The sequence below is a fragment of the Mesorhizobium sp. M7A.F.Ca.CA.002.15.2.1 genome, assembly GCF_003998715.1.
Classification (GTDB): Bacteria; Pseudomonadota; Alphaproteobacteria; order Rhizobiales; family Rhizobiaceae; genus Mesorhizobium; species Mesorhizobium ciceri.
On the sequence record NZ_RZPI01000982.1, the window covers coordinates 1 to 1,389 of the forward strand.

The following is a 1,389-nucleotide window of genomic DNA, read 5'->3' on the forward strand; positions in this document are numbered from 1 at the left end:
GGGCACATGGAAGATGGGCGAAGATTCCCGTCGCCGCGCCGATGAGGTGAATGCCCTCAAGCTCGGCCTCGACCTCGGCATCACGTTGATCGACACCGCCGAAATGTATGCCAGCGGCGGTGCCGAGGAGGTGGTGGCCGAAGCCATTGCCGGGCGCCGCGACGAGACCTTCCTGGTCTCGAAAGTGCTACCGTCGAACGCCTCGCGCGCGGGCGTGCAGCGGGCCTGCGAAAACAGCCTGAAACGCCTGCGCACCGACCGCATCGATCTCTATCTCTTGCATTGGCCCGGCAGCGTGCCATTGACGGAAACCGTCGCGGCCTTCGAGGCCCTGAAAAAGGCCGGCAAGATCCGCCACTGGGGCGTCAGCAATTTCGACACCGACGAGATGGAAGAGCTGATCGGCCTGCCCGATGGCGGCAATGTCCAGACCAACCAGGTGCTCTACAATTTGGTCCGGCGTGGCCTCGAATTCGATCTGGCGCCCTGGAGCCGGCAGCGCGGCATCCCCTTGATGGCCTATTCTCCGGTCGAGCAGGGTGCGTTGGCGCGCAATGCCAGGCTCGAAGCCATCGCCGGGCGCCACAATGCGACCCCAGCGCAAATCGCCCTGGCCTGGGTGATGCATCAGGAGGGCGTCATCGCCATCCCGAAGGCCAGCAGCGAGGAGCATGTCCGCCAGAATGTCGCTGCGCTCGACATCAAGCTTGCGCCGCAGGACATCGCCGATCTCGACCGCGCCTTCCCGCCACCAGCGCGCAAGCGCGGGTTGGAGATGATCTGACTACGTCCCCGCCAACCCCTTCAGCCGGTAGAGCGCTTCCAGCGCCTCGCGTGGCGTCATTTCGTCCGGGTTGATGTCGCCGAGTGCCGCCCCCAGCGCGTCGCTCTTGACCGGCTTCGGCGCTTCTCGCTTCACCGCCACCGAAAACAATGGAAGATCGTCGACCAGCCGGTTGGTCTTGCCCGAAACTTCGCCCTCTTCCAGTTGGTGCAGCACTTCCTTGGCCCGGTCGACCACCGCTTCCGGCAGGCCGGCCAGCCGCGCCACCTGCACGCCGTAGGAGCGGTCGGCGGCACCCTTGCCGACCTCGTGCAGGAAGACGACGTCGTTTTCCCATTCCTTGACCCGCATGGTGACGTTGGAGAGACGCGCCAGCTTGCCGGCCAGCGAGGTCATTTCGTGGAAATGGGTGGCGAAGATTGCCCGGCAGCGGTTCTTCTCATGCAGATATTCGACCGCCGCCCAGGCGATCGACAGGCCATCGAAAGTGGCGGTGCCGCGGCCGATCTCGTCGAGGATCACCAGTGCGCGCTCGCCGGCCTGGTTGAGGATCGCTGCCGTCTCGACCATCTCGACCATGAAGGTCGAGCGGCCGCGCGCCAGAT

General features: G+C 65.2%; 1 protein-coding gene and 1 pseudogene. One reads left to right on the forward strand and one right to left on the reverse strand.

What is annotated here, in order from left to right; all coding sequences use genetic code 11:
* On the forward strand, positions 1–784 hold a 784-nt coding region (locus tag ENZ74_RS31775), incomplete at its 5' end, for an aldo/keto reductase (RefSeq protein ID WP_164761406.1).
* On the opposite strand, the pseudogene ENZ74_RS31780 reads toward ENZ74_RS31775, so the two are convergent.
* Positions 785–1,389: pseudogene (locus ENZ74_RS31780) on the reverse strand (DNA mismatch repair protein MutS); the annotation flags it as partial.